The sequence below is a fragment of the Megamonas sp. genome (assembly GCF_986095205.1).
In genome coordinates this window covers 1-20196 of record NZ_CFQVBI010000083.1, presented here as the reverse complement: position 1 = coordinate 20196, position 20196 = coordinate 1, and the positions used below count along the sequence as shown (strand labels likewise).

At 32.4% G+C, this 20196-nt stretch carries 16 protein-coding genes and 6 tRNA genes; 3 read left to right on the top strand and 19 right to left on the bottom strand.

The genetic code is table 11. The features are described from left to right. Positions 1–10: 10 nt before the first annotated feature. From malQ to AC5LAX_RS12485, 3 genes are read right to left on the bottom strand one after another with little or no spacing between them, the layout of a single operon-like run. Positions 11–1498, bottom strand: a complete 1488-nt coding sequence (gene malQ, locus AC5LAX_RS12495; RefSeq protein WP_204965671.1) for a 4-alpha-glucanotransferase — start codon at positions 1496–1498, stop codon at positions 11–13. A 4-nt stretch (positions 1499–1502) separates the two neighbouring features. Further along, positions 1503–2333 carry an endonuclease/exonuclease/phosphatase family protein gene (locus AC5LAX_RS12490; RefSeq protein WP_193526291.1) on the bottom strand — a complete coding sequence of 277 codons (831 nt, stop codon included), beginning with the start codon at positions 2331–2333 and terminating at the stop codon, positions 1503–1505. 26 nt (positions 2334–2359) lie between these two features. Next, positions 2360–4525 carry a PTS transporter subunit IIBC gene (locus AC5LAX_RS12485; RefSeq protein WP_117585710.1) on the bottom strand — a complete coding sequence of 722 codons (2166 nt, stop codon included), beginning with the start codon at positions 4523–4525 and terminating at the stop codon, positions 2360–2362. A 260-nt stretch (positions 4526–4785) separates the two neighbouring features. Between AC5LAX_RS12485 and AC5LAX_RS12480 the strand changes: the two genes are divergently transcribed. The 3 genes from AC5LAX_RS12480 (at position 4786) to ilvA (ending at position 8346) form a co-directional block, all read left to right on the top strand. Continuing rightward, positions 4786–5787 carry a LacI family DNA-binding transcriptional regulator gene (locus AC5LAX_RS12480; RefSeq protein ID WP_117585711.1) on the top strand — a complete coding sequence of 334 codons (1002 nt, stop codon included), beginning with the start codon at positions 4786–4788 and terminating at the stop codon, positions 5785–5787. Between the two features lie 142 nt (positions 5788–5929). After that, positions 5930–6943, top strand: a complete 1014-nt coding sequence (locus tag AC5LAX_RS12475; RefSeq protein WP_117585712.1) for a M23 family metallopeptidase — start codon at positions 5930–5932, stop codon at positions 6941–6943. Positions 6944–7083: 140 nt separating this feature from the next. Further along, positions 7084–8346, top strand: a complete 1263-nt coding sequence (gene ilvA, locus AC5LAX_RS12470) for a threonine ammonia-lyase (RefSeq protein WP_015563507.1) — start codon at positions 7084–7086, stop codon at positions 8344–8346. 46 nt (positions 8347–8392) lie between these two features. Here the strand turns inward: ilvA and AC5LAX_RS12465 are convergent, their stop codons facing one another. From AC5LAX_RS12465 to AC5LAX_RS12390, 16 genes are all read right to left on the bottom strand, one after another. Continuing rightward, entirely contained in the window at positions 8393–9244 is an 852-nt protein-coding gene (locus tag AC5LAX_RS12465; RefSeq protein ID WP_117585713.1) for a PHP domain-containing protein, read from the bottom strand. Between the two features lie 30 nt (positions 9245–9274). Then, the gene (locus tag AC5LAX_RS12460; RefSeq protein ID WP_008540136.1) at positions 9275–10081 is read right to left on the bottom strand and encodes an HAD family hydrolase; all 807 of its coding nucleotides are present in this window, start codon (positions 10079–10081) and stop codon (positions 9275–9277) included. A 125-nt stretch (positions 10082–10206) separates the two neighbouring features. Then, positions 10207–10282: transfer RNA gene (locus AC5LAX_RS12455), tRNA-Val, on the bottom strand. Between the two features lie 11 nt (positions 10283–10293). Continuing rightward, positions 10294–10369, bottom strand: a tRNA-Phe gene (locus AC5LAX_RS12450). A gap of 9 nt (positions 10370–10378) precedes the next feature. Then, positions 10379–10455: transfer RNA gene (locus AC5LAX_RS12445), tRNA-Asp, on the bottom strand. 4 nt (positions 10456–10459) lie between these two features. Beyond that, a tRNA-Val gene (locus AC5LAX_RS12440) sits at positions 10460–10535 on the bottom strand. 5 nt (positions 10536–10540) lie between these two features. Then, positions 10541–10615: transfer RNA gene (locus AC5LAX_RS12435), tRNA-Glu, on the bottom strand. A gap of 7 nt (positions 10616–10622) precedes the next feature. Further along, positions 10623–10698, bottom strand: a tRNA-Lys gene (locus AC5LAX_RS12430). Positions 10699–10822: 124 nt separating this feature from the next. Beyond that, positions 10823–13567 (bottom strand): AAA family ATPase, encoded by a 2745-nt coding sequence (locus AC5LAX_RS12425; protein ID WP_288908973.1) that lies wholly within the window; start codon positions 13565–13567, stop codon positions 10823–10825. Next, the gene (locus tag AC5LAX_RS12420) at positions 13567–14700 is read right to left on the bottom strand and encodes an exonuclease SbcCD subunit D (RefSeq protein WP_288908974.1); all 1134 of its coding nucleotides are present in this window, start codon (positions 14698–14700) and stop codon (positions 13567–13569) included. Before AC5LAX_RS12420 ends, AC5LAX_RS12425 begins: the two co-directional genes overlap by 1 nt. 35 nt (positions 14701–14735) lie before the next feature. After that, entirely contained in the window at positions 14736–15629 is an 894-nt protein-coding gene (locus AC5LAX_RS12415; protein ID WP_008540130.1) for a phenylacetate--CoA ligase family protein, read from the bottom strand. A gap of 3 nt (positions 15630–15632) precedes the next feature. Continuing rightward, complete coding sequence (locus AC5LAX_RS12410; protein ID WP_019000157.1) at positions 15633–16871, bottom strand: radical SAM family protein; 1239 nt, start codon at positions 16869–16871, stop codon at positions 15633–15635. After that, positions 16864–17472 carry an aminoacyl-tRNA hydrolase gene (gene pth / locus AC5LAX_RS12405; protein WP_008540127.1) on the bottom strand — a complete coding sequence of 203 codons (609 nt, stop codon included), beginning with the start codon at positions 17470–17472 and terminating at the stop codon, positions 16864–16866. Before pth ends, AC5LAX_RS12410 begins: the two co-directional genes overlap by 8 nt. A 63-nt stretch (positions 17473–17535) precedes the next feature. Beyond that, positions 17536–18207, bottom strand: coding sequence for a Crp/Fnr family transcriptional regulator (locus tag AC5LAX_RS12400; protein ID WP_278546147.1), 672 nt, complete (start codon positions 18205–18207; stop codon positions 17536–17538). Then, on the bottom strand, positions 18197–18790 hold the full coding sequence (locus tag AC5LAX_RS12395; RefSeq protein ID WP_117585774.1) for a TetR/AcrR family transcriptional regulator: 594 nt from the start codon (positions 18788–18790) through the stop codon (positions 18197–18199). The genes AC5LAX_RS12400 and AC5LAX_RS12395 overlap by 11 nt, the downstream gene beginning before the upstream one ends. Before the next feature lie 6 nt (positions 18791–18796). Continuing rightward, positions 18797–20035, bottom strand: a complete 1239-nt coding sequence (locus AC5LAX_RS12390; RefSeq protein ID WP_015563496.1) for a multidrug effflux MFS transporter — start codon at positions 20033–20035, stop codon at positions 18797–18799. Between the last annotated feature and the right edge of the window lie 161 nt (positions 20036–20196).

The following is a 20196-nucleotide window of genomic DNA, read 5'->3' as shown; positions in this document are numbered from 1 at the left end:
GATAGTCTCCTTATTTTTTATCTCTACCATAAGTGGCTGTAATAGAAGCAATTTTTTGATTTAGTTTTTCACTGAGTTGTGAATTATTCATGCGCCAGCACCAATTACCACCAAGTGTAGATGGTTTATTTATGCGACTTGTATTATCTAGTTGTAACCAATCTTGCATAGGAATGATACACATTTTAGCTACAGATTGCATAGCTAAACAAATAGCTTTATCTAGTAGTTTTAAATCATCTTGAGTATCAGTACATAAATAGCGACGCAAAGTATTTTTTTCTTCTGGCAAGATTGATTTAAACCAGCCAAGCATTGTTTCATTATCATGAGTGCCAGTATAAACTACACAATTTTCATTGTAATTATGAGGTAAATAATTATTAGCTCCACTAGAATCGCGACTATCAAAGGCAAATTCTAAAACTTTCATTCCTGGATAGCCTGTATCTTTTACTAATTGGCGAACGGAGTCAGTTAGATAGCCAAGGTCTTCAGCAATGATTTCTTTATTGCCAAGTGTATTTTTTATTTGTTGGAAAAGATTTATTCCAGGGCCTTTTACCCAATGACCACCTTTAGCTGTAGTATTTCCGTAAGGAATAGAATAATATTCATCAAAGCCACGGAAATGGTCAATACGAACAACATCATATAATTTATAGCACCAAGAAATACGAGATATCCACCAAGAAAAATTTTCTTGTGCATGTCTTTCCCAAGCATATAAAGGGTTGCCCCAAAGTTGACCATCAGCAGAAAAGCCATCTGGCGGACAACCAGCAACTGCTGTTGGCAATAAATTTTCATCTAATTGAAAGAGATGAGGATTAGACCAAGTATCAGCACTATCATAAGCTACATAGATTGGGATATCACCAATTATAGAAATACCTTGACTGTTTGCATAAGCTTTTAATTTTTGCCATTGTTCCCAAAAGATGAATTGGAGGAATTTATAAAAAGTAATATTTTCTTGTAATTTATTTGTGTAGTAGTTCATAGCATCTGTTGTTCTATGGCGGATATCTTCAGGCCATTGTTGCCAAGATATTCCATTTAAATAATCTTTTATTGCCATGAATAAAGCATAATCATTTAGCCAATATGCTTCATTATTTATAAATGATTGGAAATCATGATTATCTGTGATATGACTACGTTTAAAAGCTAATCTCAATAAATCAAAACGTGTATGATATAAGTTTGCATAATCAATAGTAGTATTTTCTTCTTGAATTGGTAATTCATCGATATTTAACCAATTTTTAGCTACTAAATCATCTAAAGAAATAAAATAAGGATTTCCTGCAAAAGTAGAAAATGATTGATAAGGTGAATCGCCATAGCTAGTTGCACCTAAAGGCAATATTTGCCAATAACTTTGTTTAGCTTGTTTTAAATAATCTATCCATTTATAAGCTTCTTGATTAAAGCAACCAATTCCATGACCACCAGGCAGGGAAAAGATTGGTAATAAAATGCCACTTGCTCTCATGATTTTATACTCCTTTTATACATTCTGTTAGTACAGCAAAATGATCAGATATAGTAGGTTTATCTATGCCAGTAAATATAGATTTTTGAGATTGTACATTTATTTTTTTATTGCAAAAAATATAGTCAATGCGGATAGCTTCACTATTTTGAGAAAACCAACCAGCAATGCCAGAAGAACTGGTAATTCCTTCATCACGTATTTGAGCTAATTCATACAAGTCATACCATTTATCTTTAAGAATAAGATTGTAACCTTCATCTTTGATATCACTGCGATTATTGAAATCTCCCATTAAGAAAATAGTATCTTGAGAAATTGGCTTTAGAGCTGTAATTAAATTTTGCCAATGGCGTTGAAATGGTTCTTCTTCATCATTCCACCAGCCCATATGCATAGAAATAAACCATGTTTTTTGTTGATTTACTTCACAACAAATAGCTAAAGCTTTACGCGTTTTATAATTTGTATGATCTTGTGTTTTAGATAATGGAATTACTTTTGTATCTATAATGGGATATTTGGAAAAGATAGCAATACCTTCATCATAGATGTCATAGCCAAGATGACAATCTTCCCAAATCCAATGATAGTTTTTACCTTGTTTAGCTAGTAAATCAGCAATATATAGCGCATGATTATTTTGCTTTAAAATTGATGTACCATAATAGTTATGAGGATTTTTAGCTAAGATTTTGTCATCATGTGATTGATTGACTTCTTGAAGTGCGAAGACATCAATATTTTCTTGAAGAATTTCTTCTACAAAAATCTGTGTTTTTTTTAGATAATCTTCTTCTAAAAGACTGTGAGAATTAAGTGTTAGTAATTTCATATAAATTACCTCGTCAATTGATATATTTAAAGAATGTCATTGATATCAGATTTTAAAACATCGGCTTTAGGCCCATAAATAGCTTGAACGCCATTATCTTTTTTTACTAAACCTAAAGCACCATATTTTTTCCATTGGTCTAAATCTGCTACTTTATTGATATCTTTAACAGTTACACGCAATCTGGTCATACAAGCATCAACGAGAGTGATATTTTCTCTACCACCTAAAAGTTTAATAATAGCTTCAGCTTGAGCAGAGCCTTGTACAGTAGTTTTAGAATTATCTTCATCATTATTTATACTGTCATAATTACCTAAACGACCAGGTGTAGCAAATTGAAATTTGCCAATCATGAAATAAGCCACAACATAACCGATAGCAAAAAAGGCTACAATACAAATTAAAAAGTTAATAATATCTCCAGTAAGTCCTGCTTTTACAGACATAGGAATACGAGTGATAAATTCAATATTGCCAAAAGAATGAAGGCGTAAATCTATAATACCAGCCATAGCAAAAGCTAGACCTTGAAGAATTGCATAAACGATATATAAAGGAACAGCGGCAAACATAAACATAAATTCAAGTGGTTCAGTTACACCAGTTAAAAATACAGCAAGTGCAGTGGATACAAACATGGATTTATATTTATGACGTTTATCTTTATCGACACGATGATACATAGCTAAGGCGATACCAAGCAACATACCAGTAGCACCGATCATTTGACCAACTTTGAAACGAGCAGGTGTTACTTCGTTTAATAATTGATTGTAAGAAGCCATATCACCCATATTTTTGAAGTTGATTAAATCATTTGCCCAAGCAAGCCATAGAGGATCTTGTCCAAATACAAAAGTTCCAGCATTTGCACCTGTTAAAAGTTGATAAGTACCACCAAAAGATGTGTAGTTCATTGGAATGGTAAGCATATGATGTAAACCAAATGGTAAAAGTAAACGTTCTAAAGTACCATAAATAAATGGAGCAAGTACAGGATAAGTAGAAGATGAATTAGCAATCCAAATACCAAAATTATTAATACCTGTTTGTACATAAGTCCAGAAAAAACTGAGAATTACAGAAATTACGACGGAATAAATGATGACCATTAAAGGTACAAAGCGTTTACCATTAAAAAAGGCTAAACAATCTGGTAATTTGCGGAAATTGTAGTATTTATTGTAGACAATACCACCGACAAAGCCAGAAATAATACCGACAAATACACCCATGTTGAGAGCGGCTGCACCAAGAACTTCAACAAAATAGCCTTTAACAGGAATTATTTGACCTAATAAAGTATAAGTTGTAGCGTCAGCTTGGTTTAACATATCTGTAGTTACACCAAAAATAGAACCAGTTATTCGATTGATTAAAATGAAAGCAATTATAGCAGCAAAGGCACCACCAGCTTTTTCTTTTGCCCATGAACCACCAATGGCAGCAGCAAATAAAATATGTAAATTACCGATAATTGCCCAACCGATATTTTCCATAGTGTTACCAATAATCATGATTAAGGAAATATCAGCACCACACATTTGAATTAATTTACCAAGAGAAATCATAAGACCAGCAGCAGGCATAACAGCGATAACTGTCATTAACACTTTGCCAAGTTTTTGTAAGAAATCAAAATCAATATGAAATTTTTTCTTTGGCGCTTCTTCTACAGTTGATTTTGTTTCTTGTTGCATGGAATTTTGCACATTTTGCATGGTTTGCATGGTTAAAGTTATGATGGCATCTTCACCATGAGTTACTTCGTTGTAATTACAGTTTAATGTCATGTTTTCCATGCCACCACAAATGATAAATGGTGTAATTAAATTGATATTTTTTTGTTGCATGAAAGAAAAATCTACTTCGGCAATTAATGTGCCAGCTTTTATCTTATCGCCAGCTTGCACGTGAACAGTAAAGCCTTCACCATTTAAAGCTACTGTTTCCAAGCCAAAATGAATGAGTAGTTCTAATCCATTATCAGCTTTGATGCCATAGGCATGTTTTGTTGCTGCAATCATAGTGATTTCACCATCAACAGGACTGTAGATTTTACCTTCTGATGGAATGATTGCAATACCATCACCCATCATTTTTGTAGAAAATACAGGGTCAGGAACTTCTGTAAGTGGTATTGTTTTTCCCGTAATTGGTGATAAAAGTTGTAGGGATTTACTTTCCATAAAAACACTTCCTCATAATTTTTATTGCATACATTGCAAATATCTTTAAAATCGCTTCAGTAATGATTATATTTTTATTATAAAGAGTTTTGCGAAAAATTGCAATAAATTTTACGAAATAATTGCATTAAAAATAAAATAATTTACGCAATTTATATGCAAATAATTGCGTAAATAGTTGCGTAAAATATAGAAATGTGGTTTAATATTTATAGATATAAAAGACGAATTTTTTATTATAGATATAGAGGAGAATTTTTATGGCAGTTACAATTAAAGATGTCGCGAAATTGGCTGGGGTATCACCATCAACCGTATCAAGAACGTGTAAAAATCATCCATCAATTAGTCAAGAAACAAAAGACAGAGTAAAAAAAGCGATGGAAGAATTAGGTTACGAGCAAAATAATTTACAACAGAATATTAGTATGCGCAAAATAGGTGTAGTATTTCCTAAAAGTAAAACAGATGTTTATGAAAATCCTTTTTATTTAGAAGCTATAAAGGGAATTGGTAAATATTGTAATAAAAAGCAATATACTTTATTAGTAATAACAGGTGAAACTGATGAAGAATTGATAAGAAGTATAAAAGCTTCAGAGGCAGATGGATTTATCTTTTTATATTCAAATATAGATGATTCAATAATTAATTATATGTATGAGCAAAAATTGTTATTTGTATTGATTGGTAAAGCTACAAAGATGATAAATGATACTATCTATGTAGATAATGATAATGTGCAAGCTGCAAAAGAAGCATGTGAATATCTTATATCTTTAGGTCATAAGAAAATTGCTTATATAGGTACAGATAATTACAAGGTATTTTCTAGCGATCGAAAAGCCGGATATTTATTAGCATTAAGTGAACATAATATTGAATATAATCCTAATTATTGTTTAGAATTTGCATTGAATTCTGAGGAAAAATATAATAAGCTTAAGGATTTGTTAATTAGTGAAAATCGACCAACTGCTTTATTGATTTATGATGATATTGTAGCTGTTTCTATAGGTAATTTGATTTCTGCATGCAATTTAAAAGTGCCAGAGGATTTATCCATCATAAGTTTTAATAATTCTATCTTTGCTCGTATGATGAATCCACAATTGACATCTATAGATATAAATGCTTATCAATTGGGAGTAGAAGCGGCTTCTCAGCTTAGTAAGCATATAGAAAATCCTAATTTATTTGCGACAAAAATTATTGTGCCGTATTTTTTAGTAAAAAGAGAAAGTTGTAGGGAAATTAGATAAAATCTTAATTGAATTTTAATGAAAAAAAGCATTTTGCTTGGCTATTTGCAAGGCAAAATGCTTTTTATTTATGTTATAATAAGAAATTAGGAAATAAATGTTTACTATTATTTATTATTTAAAGATACAGGAGGTTTAAGTTTTGAGTCAGGAAGAGTTAAATAAACAAGCTACTGAACAAAATAATACAGAAACAGAAATAGAAGATATAAAAGAAGATAAAAAAGTAGTAAAAAATGATGAATATACAATAAAAATCATACCTAATAAAACAGATGATGTAAAATTATTTACTATAAGTAAAAATATGCTCAGATATGTGATGGCATCTGTAGTTATTATGATAGTATTAGTCGTTGGTTCATTGAGTTTTGCAGGTTATGTATATTTCAATAATCAAGCAGATAAACAGCATTTACAAGAATTGCAAGAAGCAAATGCACTTCAACAGCAACAATTATCTGAACTTGATAAAAAAGCTAATAGCTTAAAAGAAGATATGGACCAATTAAATAATTTGGAAAATGAATTAAAACAATTATCTGGTATAGAAATTCCAGAAGGAAATAATGGAGATAGTGTAAATCCAGAACAAAATGGACAAGGTGGACCTTATCCGCAAACACCTACTATAGAAAATGTACGTCTTACCTTAGATACTGTAGAAAATACAATGAATGGTAAATTAAATAATATGGAAGAATTGAAGAAACGTTTGCAGACTGCTATCATGATGAAACGTCAGCAAGTAGCAATTGCTAATCAGACTATATCTATTACTCCATCTATTTGGCCAGCTAAAGGTGTAGTAAGTTCACCATATGGTCTTCGTTGGGGTGGTAGCGATTTCCACCCTGGTATTGATATTGCAAATGATATGGGAACACCAATCAGAGCAACAGCTGATGGCGTTGTCAGCATTGCTGGTTGGAATTCTGGCGGATATGGCAATATGGTAGATATCGATCATGGCAACGGAGTGATGACTCGTTATGGACATGCTTCTTATGTAGTAGTATCTGCTGGTCAACAAGTAAAACGTGGACAGATTATTGCTTACATGGGAAGTACAGGCTTTTCAACAGGCCCTCATGTACATTATGAAGTTCGCATAAATGGACAAGCTGTAGACCCATCTGGATATTTATTTAACTAATAAAAATAATAGTGATGAATTAGACTAAATAGGAGTTTAATTCATCACTTTTTTTATTTACAATTTTTTATATATGTAAAGTTGTTAATTTTATGATATAATAGAAAACATCTACATAATTTTAAGTAAACAAAAAGGAGATGGTTTTATTGGCTAAAGAGCAAGTAGAAGTAAAATTAACACCACAGGAAATAGTAGAAAAAACAACTATAGCTGATGTGTATCGTGCTGTTAAAAATTTAGATGGTGTTATATACAAAACTAAATTAATCTACAGTGATTATTTTTCCAATTTATCACATAATGATATATATATAAAACCTGAAAACTTGCAAAAAACAGGTTCTTTCAAACTTCGCGGAGCGTATAACTGCATTAGTCAGTTGAGTGAAGAACAAAAAGCTCATGGTGTAATTGCAGCTTCAGCTGGTAATCATGCTCAAGGTGTAGCTTATGCAGCTCAACAATTAGGCGTTAAGGCTGTAATTGTTATGCCAGCGACTACTCCATTATTAAAAGTAGAAGCAACTCGTGCTTATGGAGCAGAAGTTGTATTATCTGGAGATAGTTTTGATGATGCGGCAGCAAAAGCAGTAGAATTACAACAAGAATTCAATTATACATTTATTCACCCATTTAATGATATCGAAGTTATCTTAGGTCAAGGTACTACAGCTTTAGAAATCATTGACGATTTAAAAGATGTTGATGCGATTTTAGTACCTATCGGTGGTGGCGGTTTTGCCAGTGGTGTAGCACTTGCGACTAAAATGGTAAATCCACATGTAAAAGTAATCGGTGTAGAACCTTGTGGAGCAGCTTGTATCAAAGCATCACTTCAGGAAAATAAAGTAGTATCTTTGCCAAGCGTTGATACTGTAGCAGAAGGTACAGCAGTAAAAACACCAGGTGATGTAACATTTGAATTCATTAAAAAATATGTAGATGAAGTAATTACCGTTTCTGAATTTGAAATTATGTCAGCTTTATTATCTTTGATTGAAAAACATAAATTGATTGCTGAAGGTGCGGGCGTATTATCTTTAGCAGCTAGCAGAAAATTACAATTCAAAGGTAAGAAAGTGGCTGCTATCGTAAGTGGTGGTAATATTGATATTTCTACAATTTCAGCACTTATTGATAAAGCTTTAATCGCTCGTGGTCGAGTATTTTGCTTTAGTGTACAACTTCCAGATAAACCTGGTCAGTTATTGGCGATTTCTCAAATTTTAGCAGATTTAAATGCCAATGTAATTAAACTAGACCACAATCAGGCTAAAGTAACAGATAGCTTCAAGAAAGTAGTGCTTGAAGTAACTGTTGAAACAAATGGTATAGAGCATATTCAACAAATTACTCATAGCTTACATGAACATGGTTTTAAAGTTAAAAAAATATATTAATAAAAAAAGACGATAACTATTAAAAGTTATCGTCCTTTTAATTATATTATCCTAGTTCTACAAATTCACGTTGTCTTTTTGCAAAACGTATAGATTGGTTATAGCCAAAAGATTTAGCATATGAAATAGCATCATCAATATGATTACCACAATGTTCTGGTTTATGTGCATCAGAAGAAGTGATAATAGGAAGATTGTATTCTACAGCGATTTTCATAAAATCAGGATATGGTGAAATTTCAGCTATAGGATAGCGATATAAAGTACCAGTATTGATATCGATAGCCATATTAGCTTCTTTAACAGCTTTAGCTACACGGACTAAATAAGGTGTAACATCAAAATCTGGTATATTTTTAAATAAACGAATATTAAATGGATGACCTAAAACATCATAGATTTTACTAGCACAGAGTTTTTCAACTTCTTGTGCATACCAATCATAGATTTCTTCTAAAGTATGATTATTCCATTCATCTTTTATTTCTGAAGAATCATAAGCCCAACCATGAAGAAAATGGATAGAGCCAATGATATAGTCAAAATCATATGGTGCTAAAATACTTTTTACTTTTTCTTGGTCTTGGAAATTGCATACTTCAATTCCTGTTTTAACCTTGTAGCCTAATTTTCGCAATTTTGCCATAAAGTTAAAATAATCATCTAAAGTGTATTTGAATTTATTTTTCTTTAACCATTGCTGTTGGAATTTACCTACAAAGCTATCATCTAAAATTAAATCTTGATAATATAAATCTTTGAATTCAGGAAAAGTATGGCTATGTTCGGAGATGCCGATTTCTGTCAATCCATGGTCTTTGGCACTATCAAAAAATCCTTTGACCCAATTTTCATCATAAGAGCCATATTCAAAATGCATATGATAATCTAATTTCATAATATTAGCTTCTTTCTATTTGATATTTAATCAATGATTACTTTCTTGTTGAGCAAGTAATTGACGAATTGTTTTAACTACACCATTTTTATAGTTTGGTGGTGCTATATAGCGAGCTACTTTCTTTAATTCAGGAATGGCATTTTCCATAGCATAACTATAATATACAGATTGCATCATTTCATAATCATTTAAATAATCGCCAAAAGCGACACATTCTTCTGGTTTTATATTTAATTTTTTCTGTAATTTTTGGATAGCTACACCTTTGTTAATGCCTAGAGGAATGATATCCACCCAAATATCACTGCTTAAAACTACTTGCATTTCATCAGCTAAAGGTAAGAATTTTTTATAGACATTATTTAAAGAATCGCGATTAAAACAATCACAAAGAGAAATTTTAATAATTTCATCATCAACTTCAGAAAAATCATGAAGAATTTTATACTGAGTGTAATAAAGATTTAATTCATCATGAAATTCTTTATTTTGAGAGATGATATAGCCACCTTTTTTACCGCTTAATACAATTTCTACTTTTGGTAATTTTGCAGTTTCATCAATAATTTTTTGTACAGCAGTATCTGGTAATGTAGCAGAAAAAATTTCTTTATCATGTTGGCAGACATAAGTTCCATTTTCAGAAATAAAAAGTAAATCATCTTTATATTTAGGAAATTGGGAAACAAGTGCTTGATATTGGCGTCCGCTAGCAGGTGAAAACATAATATTATGTTGTTTTAATAAATCCATAATTTCATCAAAATCATCAGGTAATTTATTAGGTTCAACAAGTAAAGTACCGTCCATATCGGAGATAATCCATTTAATCATATAGCAGACTCCTTTATCAAATTTTGGTAAAAATAATTTTATATAGAAAGTTTATCATAAATACTTAAATTTGGGTATAAAAAAACTACCCTTTAATGAGAGAGGGTAGTGTAGATATTTCATTATGGTGGGCGGTAACAGGATCGAACTGCTGACATCTTGCTTGTAAGGCAAGCGCTCTCCCAGCTGAGCTAACCGCCCAAATAAAAAAATGGTGCCTCAGAGCGGAATCGAACCACTGACACGGGGATTTTCAGTCCCCTGCTCTACCGACTGAGCTACCGAGGCAAATAAAAATGGCGACCCGAAGGGGACTTGAACCCCTGACCTCCGCCGTGACAGGGCGGCATTCTAACCAACTAAACTACCGGGCCGTAGTGGTGGGCGATAACAGGATCGAACTGCTGACATCTTGCTTGTAAGGCAAGCGCTCTCCCAGCTGAGCTAATCGCCCAAATATGGTGACGCGTATGGGATTCGAACCCATGAAGCCGCCGTGAAAGGGCGGTGTCTTAACCACTTGACCAACGCGCCATTGTAATGGTGGCTCACCCGAGATTCGAACTCGGGACACCCTGATTAAAAGTCAGGTGCTCTGCCAACTGAGCTAGTGAACCGTATTGCGTTGTTGTCGCTTGACAACGTAGATTATTATATAGAACTTTGAAACAAATGTCAACACTTTTTTTGAAAAAAATTAAAGTTTTTTTGCTTTGTAAAAAAAAGGGGCTAAAAGCCTTGTTAAATAAGGATTTTAGCCGTGCTACCTTTTTCATGATTTTTGGTGATTTGAATTTGTTTATCAATTTTTTCTTTTAATTCATCTACATGAGAGATGATACCGATTAATTTATTTCCTTGAGATAATTGAGAAAGAACTTTGATTGCTTGAGCAAGTGATTCACTATCTAAAGAGCCAAACCCTTCATCAATAAACATAGTATCTAAATGAATGCCACCGGCAAAAGATTGAATTTCATCAGATAAACCGAGAGCTAAAGATAAGGAAGCTTTGAAGGACTCGCCACCAGATAGAGTTTTTACACTGCGAGTCGTACCGTTGTAGTGGTCGATTACATCTAATTCTAAACCAGTTTGCGAGCGAAGTTGTTCACTTGATTTACAGCGCACTAATTCATATTGACCTTGTGTCATCATCATCAAACGAGTATTAGCTCGAATTAAAATTCGATCGAAATAGTGCATTTGTACATAAGTTTCAAGCATAATGCGTTCTTTGCCGGCAACTGAACCTGTAGCTGTAGTGTAGAGTGCTTGTATATTGCTATAAAGGGATTGTTTATCATCTAATAGTTCGATTTTTTTCATTAATTTTTGTTGAATTTGGTAATTAGTAGTAATTCTAGTATGCAGTTTCTGTATTTGAGGCATTAAATTTTCTTTTGTTGCTAAATATTCTTGTTGAATTTTTTCTAATTCGTTTAAATCATAATTTTGAGGTGTGAGTTGTGTTTGTAGTGAGGCGATTTTAGCTTTGATTTCTACAAGTGATTGATTTAATCTATCAAATTCAGTTTGAGCAGTAGCGAGATTTTGTTGTAAATAATTTTGTGTTTGTTTATATTTTTGAAGTTGCTTTCTAGCTTCATTTTCATCAGTGAATAAAAGAGCTTTAGTCAAGGTATTGATTTCAGTTATTAAGATTTCAATATCTGTATTTTCTTTGACGATAGAAGTATTTAATGTTAGAAGTTTTTGCTCTAAATTTTTTTGTAATAATAGATTTTTTTCTAATTGTGCATTTAAGTTTATTTGTTTTTGGCTTAATTTATTTAACTGGATTAATTGTTTATTAAGCTGATTTTTTTCGTTTAGAAGTTCACATTTTTTTATTTCTACATCATGAAAGATAGTTTTTTGAGTGAAGTTACCTAAAATATTTTCTGCTTGTGCTTTTATTTCCGTAAAAAGATTATGCAATTTACCATTTAATTCGCTAGCTAATTGGGTAATTTCATTCAATTTTTGGGAGAAAATATCGCGTTTATTTTTTAATTGTTCAAGCTCAGCTTGAGTTGGTGCCAACGTAGATATTTTGGCTAATTGTGGATGATTTGTAGAACCGCAAACAGGGCAAGGTGTGTATGGTTTTAAATCTTTGGCTAAAATGCCTGCTTGTTCTGCCAAAAACAAGTGATTTTGTTGAGTATAAATTTGCTCTAATTCAGCAAGTTTTGCCTGTTGTTGTTGCCATTTTGTCTTATATTCTCTGTGTTTTAAAGATGTTTGTTTATATTCTTCAAGTAGTGTAGAGAGTTTTGTTAAATTTTGTAGTCGTTGATTATTTTCTTTTTGTGCAGAATTTGTTTGTTCAATCTGTACATTTACATCTGTTAGAGTTTTTAAATCTGTTTGTATATCATTTATAGTTTGCGTTAATTTTGCTAAAGTGGTTTCATCATTTGCCATTTGTTGCTGTTTGCTTTGCAATGCTTTTTTTGCTGTTTGTAAGAGATTTTGCTGTTTAGATATATATTGATATTTAGGTAATTCTTCTGTTAATTTGGCAATATTTACATTTAATGAAGTGGATTTTATTTCAAAATCTTTTTGTACTAGGGATAATTTTTCTTGAATATTAGGGAGCGTTTTTGTTTTAGTTGTTAATTCTGACTGATATTCATTGATTTTTTGCTGTATCTGCTGTTGATTAATAGCAGTATTTATAATTTTTTCATTTTCTTTGATATTTTGTTCTAAAACCGTAAAATCTTTTTCTAATTGTTTTAAATCATTTTTATCTTGATTAATGATTTGTTCTAGATTTATAAGGCAATCTTTAGGCATCAAGGGATTGAAGTCATAATTCATATTTTCAGGAAGTATGATTGTTTCTATATATTGCTTAATACTATTATCAATCAAGAGAAAATCTTTTTTGAGAGCATTGAAGCGTTCTTTTAATTTTTCTTGTAATTGTTGATATGGTTTAGTATTGAAGATTTTGCGGAAAATATCACTGCGTTCTTTTGTCGAAGCATGGATTAATTTTAAAAATTCTCCTTGAGCAATCATGGCTATTTGTGTAAATTGATTTACATCAAGACCGATTAACTCATTTATGGCAGAGTTTACTTCTTTTATGCCTGTTATTGGCTGTTGATTGGGTGGATAAAATTCTGCTTGAGCTTTTTCTTTGACGAAGCCATTTCCTTTTTTGGCAGGGCGAAGATATTCAGGATTACGGCGAATAGTGTATGACTCATTGTTGTATAAAAAAGCCATTTCTACAAATGTAGGTGTGTTTTTATCGGCATATTTACTGCGAAGCATTTCATTTTCACGGATACCACCACTAGTATGACCATAGAGGGCAAAAGTAATAGCATCAAAAATTGTGGTTTTGCCTGCACCTGTATTGCCACTGATTAGATAGATACCTTTATTGCCTAATAGACTCAGATCCAATTCGCATTTATCAGCATAAGCACCGAAAGCTGATATAGTTAATTTCAAAGGACGCATTATTTTCCCTCCCAGATATCTTGGATTAATTCTTGTAAAATATCTATTTGCTTATCATTTAAATTTTGATTATTTTGTTTGTAATATAATTCTTCAAAGAGATTTAATGGCGTTTTTAAATTGGCAATATCTGTAGTTTCGATATTTTGAACTGTTTTGGTGCGAAGGTTATCATAGGTCAGTTGCATGATATTAGGATAGATAGAACGCAGACGATTGATGGCATCAGGAATATCTTCTTCATCAGTGAGTGTTATAGCCAAATAATCATCTGTATTCGTCTGTTCATAATTACTCTTTAGCGTTAATTCTGCATAAGAGCCTTTTAATTTACGCATATCATGAAGAAATGAAAGTTTTTTTTCATAAATAGTCAATTTGTTTTTCTGTGGAAAATTAAGGATAGTAACAGTTTTTTCTTGATTAGCTTCTGAAAAAGAATATTTTAATAAAGTTCCGCAATAACGAATTTTTTCATTTAAAACATTTTGCGGTGTATGCAAATGACCAAGTGCTACATAATCGAAATCTTGAAATAATTGGGCATCGACATTATCTATACCGCCGACGATAATTTCTTCAGAGTCGCAAGTGTAAGCACCTGTTACGAATTGATGAGCGATTAAAATATTGCGTTCATTTGGATTTAAAGATATTTGCTTTAGAGCTATTTTTACTGCTTGATTATAAGAAGTGATTTCTTCATCAGGAAAATAACTTCTTACAATAGCTGGTTTAATAAATGGCAAAAGATAAAAATTAATATTGCCATGTTCATCTTTTAAAGTGATATGAGAAATTTTGCCGTCATAAATGGGTGAGATAAAAATATTATTGTCTTTAAATAAATTCGCTCCAAAAGCTACACGTTGGGCACTATCATGATTACCGCTGATAATAAAAACGGGCAGATGTAACTCTGCCCAAGATGTTAAAAATTCATCAAATAATTGTATAGCTTGATTGGTAGGAACGGATTTATCAAATACATCGCCAGCAATCATAACAGCGTCAATAGCTTCTTCTTTTGCTATTTGAAATATTTGTTTATGGATATGCCTTTGGTCTTCATATAGAGAAAAACCATTGAGATTTTTACCGAGATGAAGGTCGGACAAGTGCATGATTTTCATAAAGTATCCCTTTCCTAAATTAAATATATTGAGATTTATTTTTCTAATTGTATAGTGGCAAAAGTACGACCACATTCGCAAGTATGTTTATAATCAATAGAAGCTGTGAGTTTAGTCTGGAAGCGAATGATAGGCATTGCTTCAAATGTTAAAGGAGTAATGACTAATTTATTATCAACAACTTCTGGATAGAGATAATCATCTTGTACATGAACATGATTATGTTCACAAGTGAAAATGATACCTGCAAAGCCAAAGTACTTAGACATATAGACTTTAGCTAATGGATGATGGAAATGATGTTCGATTTCATCAAGTGTTGTATCTTGGAAGTTATCAATTAAAACAATGATTTTTGGCGGTAAGTGATCAACATTTCGTTCAATCATGGTTTTTAAATTTTTAGCACTGATGATTAAAGATGTAGCATTGAAAATGCCAATAACATCAATAGCAGCATCTACGCTATTACAAGGAAGTACTGTAGCACCTAATGCTTCAGCTGCATAATGTAAGTCCAATAAATATTGAGAGCTATAATTACCACAGATAATCAAAGTTGATGTTTTATTGATATCATTGCTAGCTAAAGGTCTGATAGCGATATCGATATTGCGTGCAATATCGTCTGCTGTAAAACCGCGATATAAACCGCTGATTGTTCGGTTAAAACGCAAAGTCTGACTAAGTGGGCCTGTTAATAAATCAAAGGCAGATGCTTGAATAAGTTCATCTCTAGTCGTTACAGGGAGATTTCTTATATCAGATAAAGTTTTTATATCTTCAGCATGAATATCAAGACCATTGTATTTCTTTTTGTAGAAAGAGGATTTTTCTAATGCCCAACGAAGATTTTTACGAAAGCGTTGTAAAATGAGTTCAACTTTTTCTTCAGTTGGCATCATTTCTACTCTAGGATTGATGACCATGATTTATTCTCCTTTTTGATAATGACTAAAATTACCAATGACGATATCAGGGAATTCTTCGTGTAATTGGCGAATAAATTCTTTAGTGCCGATAGCTTTAGTAAATGGTGGCATGATTTCGGCAAAAGCATCAGGGTCGATATTTAAATTGCGGATTTGAATCATATTTACAGGATTTTCATGTAAAAATTCTTTCCATGCTTTAAATTCACTTTCGCTATCATTAAAGCCAGGGAAATAAAGCATATTTAAAGAAATATGCACGCCATGTTCATGAGCGTAGCGAATGGATTCTTTTACATTATCAAGTTCATAACTACCGCGATAATAAGCTTTGTAATTTTCAGGAATAGCACTGATAATACTTACACGCATACTATCAAGACCAGCATCAACAATGCGTTTGATACCTTCTGTATAGCCGGCATTAGTATTTATATTGATTTGACCTTTGTCTGTTTTTTTGCGGATTTTTTCAATAGCGGGTACGATATTATCTACAGCAAGAGATGGTTCACCTTCACAGCCTTGACCAAAACTGATGATAGCGTCAGGTGCTGTTTCTAAATGATAGATACCGATTTGAGCAATTTCCTTTGGTGTAGGACGGAATTTTATGCGACTTTGTGGAGATGGACAGCATTCAGCAGGTTGAAGAGAGATACAACCAAAACAATTAGCATTGCAAACTGGAGAAGATGGAATACCAGCTTCCCAACGGCGATAAAATAGATTTTGAGCTGTGCAACAATGCCATGTTAAAGAACAATTACCTAAATGTTCAACAAGGCGATTATCTGGTAAATCTTTTTGAACGCGTTTAACTAATTTATGCAAATTGCGAGTATTGTAATGCGCAGGGTCCCATTTATCATTTTCATCAGTGTACATAGCTGCTACATAAAGTTCATCTTTATAGACAACAACAGCAGTATAGCCGTAAAGTGGGAGCATTTGAGCGTCATCTTCTTTTTTGAAAGCTGGCATATATAAACGAGTATAACCAGCAGGCAAGATGGCAGCTACGGCATTGCCCATGATAGGCATGATTTCATCACCGTATTTGGCAAGTGGTAAACGGTCTGGTAAAAACATTAAATCAGCAGATTCTGGAAGTGGAATTAAATCATCTGGGGAAAGTTCGATGATATCTGTTCCAGTTCTAGCTAAAGCTTGGAAACCTTTTGGGGCATCTAGAATATTACCATCTTCATCAGCATATAATGCACGAATATCAGCCATTATTTTTATCCTCCTGTTTTACTTTATTTTTCTTTGCTTTTTTAGGATTGTATTTATTCATAGCCATATCGACAGAATCATTAACGATACATTCTACAGCAGGGATAAGATATTTGATCGCTTCATCTACAGCTGTTTTATCTTCTTGAGGAAATGGAGCAAGAACATGATTTACTACGCTCCAACCAGGAAGAGGTCTACCAACACCGAGTCTTACACGTGGGAAATTTTCACTGCCTAAATGAGCGATTAAAGATTTTATACCATTGTGTCCGCCAGAACTACCTTTTTTGCGAATGCGAATAGTGCCAGCAGGGATATCCATATCATCATGAGCTACAATGATATCTTCTGGAGTTACTTTATACCAACGCATTAAAGGACCAACGGCTTCACCGCTATTATTCATATAAGTTTGCGGTTTAACTAGTAAAATTTTTTCAGTGCCAATGCGACCTTCCGCAATTTGAGCATTGAATTTATCTTTCCAAAGATTTATATTAAGATGCTCAGCTAGTGCATCAACGAGCATAAAACCGACATTATGGCGGGTTTTGGCATATTCATTACCAGGATTGCCAAGACCTACAATTATTTTCATTAAATTACCTCCAAGACAATATATAATAATTAATATTTTAGCATAAAAACAAAAACAAAAGCACTAGAGTTTTTCTAGTGCTTGTTTATTTATGATTTTTACTTTTCCACGAGTGAGTTCTACATATCCTTCAGTAGAAAAATATTTGAGCATACGCGTTACTACTTCACGAGCTGAACCCATTAATTTGGCTATTTGTTCATGAGTCATATTGATTTCATCAGAATTAGTAGTATTACTTTCATTGAGTAAAAACTCAGCAAGTCTTTTATCAAAACTGGTGAACATCATCTGTTGCATAGCCCAGGTTACAGTGCATAAACGCTTAGTAGCAAGTTTATAAGTGATGGCTTCAAGATAGATATTTTCATTCATGACCTTAGCAAAAGCACAAGGCAAGATTTGAATAAGCTCGCAATCAGTTAAAGCTTCAATGTAAATGTCAAACGTAATATCTTTAATCACACAAGAAGCAGATAATATGGAAATATCGCCATCATTTAAGCGATAAAAAGTGATATCTTTACCTTGCTCAGATAAAGTATAAACTCGCAATTGTCCTTTTTTGATGATTAAAATACCAGAACAACCTTCTTTAGTTGTATGCACAAAATTATTTTTTTTTACTTGAATTAAAGAAGCATTTTGAGAAATGATTTGTTGTTGTTTAGTAGTTAATTGTTGCCATGCAGGAAAAAGTGTATTTAATAAATTAAAATCATCATTATTTAGCATAATTTTCCCCTAAAAGATTATTAAAATTTATAAATAAAGGTAGATTATTAGCTAATTGATGTAAAGGTTGAGTATTTTTTTTAGTCAGAGATAAAGTAATGGCACCTTCTGTCAGCATGACCATAGTCATAGCTAGAAAATCAGCATAATCTTCTTGCAAATTCATTTTTAAAAAACTGTTTTTATAGATATTTTGAATTTGCTGGAAAGTACGTTCGCATTCTAGGCGTATTATTTCATTAGAAGAAAAAGTTTCTAAAGCTATTAGACTTATGGAAACATTTGGTTGAAATAAATCTTTTTCAATCTTTTGCGCAATATATATTAAATGTTGTTGCAAGCCTTCAAGCGGTGTAGAAGCTTTAGCTAATACATCTAAAATTTCTGTAGAAATTTTTTCAGCAGTTTTTTGCAAAGCTTCTTGAGCAAGTTGTTCTTTTCCTTGGGGAAAATAATAATAAAGTGAGCCTTTAGGAGCATTACTTTTTTTGAGAATTTCACTAATTCCTGTGGCGTGATATCCTTGATTAGCAAATAAAGAGGAGGCTGTATCAATAAAGATATCTTTTGTATTTGTTTTCATAGGCAATTATCCTTTTGTATTAGAAGCTATAGTTTTAACATATTTTCTAGTGATAGTTAAGAAGATAATCAATGCTAAAACTTCAGCAACAGCAATTACTAAGGCTGTAGGAAGAGCTGTAGTACCACCACCAATACCTACAATAGGTGCTACGAAACCACCAGAGATTGTGGAGAAAAATCCGAGTAATGCAGAAGCACTACCAGCAACTTTCTTTTGAGTTTGCATAGCAAGTGAGAAACTAGTGGAAGCAGTGAGTGGTAATGCTGTTTGAGTTAATAGCAATAAAATAATCAATACATATATAGAAAAATCTAAAACAATTCCTACTAAAAATAATATACCAAAAATCAAACCTTGGCAAAGTCCTATAAGTAATAATTTAGAGTCAGGTATGCGACCTGTTAAAATATTAGTGATTTTACCAGCTATCATCATACCGATACCGACGAAAGCAAAAACGAGAGAAACATCTTGTGGTGTGAAATTATAAATACCTTGAAGCATGAAAGGCATGCCAGATATATAAGCGAACAAGGAACAGAAAACAAAGAATTGAATAGCACATAAGCTAGCAAAATAAGGTCTAGCACATAAACTGAAAAATACTTTAACAATATGGGCAATATCGCCTTTTAAACGTTTTTCTTCAGGAAGAGTTTCTTTGTATTTTAATAGTGATAAAAGAGTAATACCGATGCCGGCAAGAGTTAAAATAACAAAAACACTTATCCAGGAGAAGAAACGCAATAATTGACCACCGAGTACTGGCGCAATTATAGGAGCAAGACCTTGAATAATCATTACCGTAGCTAAGAATTTAGTGAGCATTGTTCCTTTATAGATATCACTGGCAATAGCACGACTGACAACTAAAGCGGAAGAAGCAGCAAAGCCACCAATAAAACGAGCAAAGATAAAAAGCTCAATAGATGGGGCAAAAATACAAGCTACAGAAGAGATAGTAAAAATTATCAAACCGAAAACAAGAGGTCTTGTTCTGCCATAAATATCACTTAATGGTCCTGCTATGACTTGCCCTATGGCAAGACCAATAAGCCAAGATGTAAGTGTTAATTGAATAATAGATGGTGTAGTTGCAAAATCAAGTGTCATTTGAGGCAATGCTGGCAAATACATATCAGTAGCAAGCGGACCTAATGAGCAGATTGAAGCTAAAAGTGTAATTAAAATATTATTTTTATTTTCGCTAATATTAGCATCTGTTTTTGACATTGTAGACATGTTTATACTCCTTTTTATAAAAATATAACAATTGGTCTATATAATATAGCAAAAAAAATAAGTAAAGTCAAAGGACTTTACCAAATGCGAGCGTAAAGCCCCTAAATTTATTTATGGGGATATAAGCTCGCTAAAAAACAATGATTCGATATCATTGTTTT